The organism is Mycolicibacterium llatzerense (assembly GCF_025331195.1).
Classification (GTDB): Bacteria; Actinomycetota; Actinomycetes; order Mycobacteriales; family Mycobacteriaceae; genus Mycobacterium; species Mycobacterium llatzerense.
Map to the genome: position 1 here is coordinate 1 of NZ_LXOV01000006.1, position 3,299 is coordinate 3,299.

The following is a 3,299-nucleotide window of genomic DNA, read 5'->3' on the forward strand; positions in this document are numbered from 1 at the left end:
TCCGGACCCACCATGGGGTCGATGGGGTCGATGACCATGTCCCCGCCCGAACAGGGCCACCAAGCCCCGATGCCGGCGGGCCCGAACGCGGTCAACATCGACAACTTCGCGTTCGCGCCCGACACCCTGACGGTGCCGGCGGGAACGACGGTCACCTGGACCAACCACGACGAAGATCCACACAACGTCGTCGCCGAAGGTGGCCAGTTCCGTTCTCCCACAATGGGTTCCGGCGCCACTTTCAGCTACGCCTTCACCACGCCCGGCACCTTCACCTACGTCTGCGGGATTCACCCCTTCATGCACGGAACGGTGGTGGTCCGATGACCGACGACTCGTCGCAGCGCGACCCGCAGCAGATGAACCGTCGCCAATTGCTCCGGCACACGGCGTGGTTCGGTGCCGCTGTCGGGTTGTCGGTGGTCGGTGGGGAAGTGCTGTCGCACGTTGCGGGCAGCGGCTCATCCGCGCCGGCGGCGCAGCCCACGTTGCGCTTCGCGCAGGTCAGCGACAGCCACATCGGCTTCACGGGTGCCGCCAACACCGATGTGGCGGGCTCGTTCACCCATGCGATCGACACCGTCAACAACCTGGGCTACACGCCGGATTTCGTGATCCACACGGGCGATCTGACGCATCTGGCCACCCCGGAGCAGTTCGATCAGGTCCGGCAGATGATGACCGGGCTGCGGACCCCGCACGTGTTCACCGTTCCGGGCGAACATGATTCGGCCGACGACGCCGGGGCCAAGTACCGCAAGACCTTCGGGGCGGGGACCCGCGGCGACGGTTGGTACAGCTTCGACATCGCCGGGGTGCATGTGATCGCGCTGGTGAATACGCTGAACCTGAAGAAGCTCGGGCACCTCGGCGTCGATCAGCTCGAGTTCGTGGAGAAGGACGTCGCCTCGCTGTCGAGTGATACGCCGATCGTGGTGTTCAGCCACATTCCGCTGTTCGCGATGTATCCGGATTGGGGCTGGGGGACCGACGATGCCACGCAGGCCTTGAGCTACCTGAAGCGGTTCGCATCGGTGACCTGCCTCAACGGCCATGTGCACCAGGTGTTTTCGAAGACGGAAGGCAATGTCACCTTCCACAGCGGGACCACCACCGCCTATCCGCTGCCGCATCCCGGCGACGGTCCGGCGCCGAAGCCGCTGACACTGCCGGCCGGCAAGCTGCACGACGCGCTCGGTATCCGTGAGGTGAGTTATCAGACCGGCCAGCACACGCTCGCGCTCAAAGAACGGACTCTGCTGTGACTCTCGTCTATCGTCTGGTGATCGCGGCGGCCATGGTTGTCAGCGGCGGTGTGCACGCGTACCTCTACCTGCACGGTTACGGTCACATCCCGACAGTCGGCACCGGGTTCCTGGTGCAGGCTTCGGTGTTCTGCGCTGTCGGCGTCCTGCTGGCGGTGGGTGCTCCGAGGTGGTTCGGATGGGCGTCGGGCCTGTTGTCGGCAGGCGCGCTGGCGGCGTTCGGGCTGTCGCGAACAGTGGGATTGTTCGGATTCGTGGAGACGGGCTGGGAACCAGCGCCTTACGCACTCATCAGCGTTATCGTCGAAGCTGTGGCGGTGCTGGCGGGCGCCCCCCGGCTGGCGCAGATGTCGCGGCAGCGATCAAACCCAGGCGCCGGAAAGAATCCGTAGCCGCCCGACGGCGCTCCGGGACTGGGCCTCGTCTGCTACCTCTAGTCACATGACGGTGTCTTGATTCGGGTGGGCCAGCGCGGTACGCCACCTCGTGGCGCGGGCTATTGGGTTCATACCAACGGTCAACGTTGCACACATATGTGTGCAACGTAAAAGCGCATGCCAACTCCATTGCAGCCGGGAAGCCAGTTGGAAAAATCGACGAATGCGCCGAGATCGGCGTCAGCGTGCTCGAAGCCTTGCGAACGCCGTTGGAGGAAGGACAGATTCGGCTGGCCCGACGCGACGGCGTGGCATGCTATCCGGCCCGTTTCCAGCTGGTGCTCGCGGCCATTCACTGGTCGACAGGCATGTCGGACTCTACGCTTTCGGTCCGGTTCGCAACACTGGGGGGACGTGCTGACAGTCAACGTGCCGCCAGACGTGCCGGTCCGCTCTGGCCATCGGCGAGATCCTGCCGCATACTGTTCAGCTGGCGGTTGGCCGGCGAAACCCGACCTACGGAGTGACCTATGCACCGCCACCTGGCCCTGCCTGGCGCCTACATCGCAATCGTCGACTGGTCAGAGAAGCTCTACGAACGCACTCGCACGTCTGGCGGCACGTTGACTGTCAGCACGTCCCCCCAGTGTTGCGAACCGGACCGAAAGCGTAGAGTCCGACATGCCTGTCGACCAGTGAATGGCCGCGAGATTGTCCACCAGCTGGAAACGGGCCGGATAGCATGCCACGCCGTCGCGTCGGGCCAGCCGAATCTGTCCTTCCTCCAACGGCGTTCGCAAGGCTTCGAGCACGCTGACGCCGATCTCGGCGCATTCGTCGATTTTTCCAACTGGCTTCCCGGCTGCAATGGAGTTGGCATGCGCTTTTACGTTGCACACATATGTGTGCAACGTTGACCGTTGGTATGAACCCAATAGCCCGCGCCACGAGGTGGCGTACCGCGCTGGCCCACCCGAATCAAGACACCGTCATGTGACTAGAGGTAGCAGACGAGGCCCAGTCCCGGAGCGCCGTCGGGCGGCTACGGATTCTTTCCGGCGCCTGGGTTTGATCGCTGCCGCGACATCTGCGCCAGCCAGGCGGCGACCGCCAGCACCGCCACAGCTTCGACGATAACGCTGATGAGTGCGTAAGGCGCTGGTTCCCAGCCCGTCTCCACGAATCCGAACAATCCCACTGTTCGCGACAGCCCGAACGCCGCCAGCGCGCCTGCCGACAACAGGCCCGACGCCCATCCGAACCACCTCGGAGCACCCACCGCCAGCAGGACGCCGACAGCGCAGAACACCGAAGCCTGCACCAGGAACCCGGTGCCGACTGTCGGGATGTGACCGTAACCGTGCAGGTAGAGGTACGCGTGCACACCGCCGCTGACAACCATGGCCGCCGCGATCACCAGACGATAGACGAGAGTCACAGCAGAGTCCGTTCTTTGAGCGCGAGCGTGTGCTGGCCGGTCTGATAACTCACCTCACGGATACCGAGCGCGTCGTGCAGCTTGCCGGCCGGCAGTGTCAGCGGCTTCGGCGCCGGACCGTCGCCGGGATGCGGCAGCGGATAGGCGGTGGTGGTCCCGCTGTGGAAGGTGACATTGCCTTCCGTCTTCGAAAACACCTGGTGCACATGGCCGTTGAGG

The 3,299-nt window shown here is 64.5% G+C and carries 4 protein-coding genes and 3 pseudogenes; 4 read left to right on the plus strand and 3 right to left on the minus strand.

Going from position 1 to position 3,299, the window contains the following annotated elements; genetic code table 11:
* The 4 genes and pseudogenes from A7G45_RS14760 to A7G45_RS32700 all read left to right on the plus strand — a co-directional run.
* Positions 1-327 (plus strand): cupredoxin domain-containing protein (locus tag A7G45_RS14760; protein ID WP_260938332.1); only part of this gene is annotated, 327 nt, incomplete at its 5' end.
* Positions 324-1,265: a metallophosphoesterase family protein gene (locus A7G45_RS14765; protein ID WP_016343873.1), complete on the plus strand. Its 942-nt coding sequence runs from the start codon at positions 324-326 to the stop codon at positions 1,263-1,265. The genes A7G45_RS14760 and A7G45_RS14765, both read left to right, overlap by 4 nt.
* A 32-nt stretch (positions 1,266-1,297) precedes the next feature.
* Positions 1,298-1,657: a hypothetical protein gene (locus tag A7G45_RS14770; RefSeq protein WP_276555231.1), complete on the plus strand. Its 360-nt coding sequence runs from the start codon at positions 1,298-1,300 to the stop codon at positions 1,655-1,657.
* A 200-nt stretch (positions 1,658-1,857) separates the two neighbouring features.
* Positions 1,858-1,992, plus strand: a pseudogene (locus A7G45_RS32700) (ATP-binding protein); the annotation flags it as partial.
* Between the two features lie 366 nt (positions 1,993-2,358).
* Here the strand turns inward: A7G45_RS32700 and A7G45_RS14780 are convergent.
* From A7G45_RS14780 to A7G45_RS14790, 3 genes and pseudogenes are all read right to left on the minus strand, one after another.
* Positions 2,359-2,484 (minus strand): annotated as a pseudogene (locus A7G45_RS14780) (ATP-binding protein); the annotation flags it as partial.
* Positions 2,485-2,684: 200 nt separating this feature from the next.
* Complete coding sequence (locus A7G45_RS14785; RefSeq protein ID WP_048896566.1) at positions 2,685-3,044, minus strand: hypothetical protein; 360 nt, start codon at positions 3,042-3,044, stop codon at positions 2,685-2,687.
* A 32-nt stretch (positions 3,045-3,076) separates the two neighbouring features.
* Positions 3,077-3,299: pseudogene (locus A7G45_RS14790) on the minus strand (metallophosphoesterase); the annotation flags it as partial.

What these genes read in the sequence shown, in the direction of transcription:
- A7G45_RS14765 (WP_016343873.1), top strand. Translation starts at nt 324, where the DNA reads ATGACCGACGACTCGTCGCAGCGCGACCCGCAGCAGATGAACCGTCGC.
- A7G45_RS14770 (WP_276555231.1), top strand. Translation starts at nt 1,298, where the DNA reads ATGGTTGTCAGCGGCGGTGTGCACGCGTACCTCTACCTGCACGGTTAC.
- A7G45_RS14785 (WP_048896566.1), bottom strand. Translation starts at nt 3,044, where the DNA reads ATGGTTGTCAGCGGCGGTGTGCACGCGTACCTCTACCTGCACGGTTAC.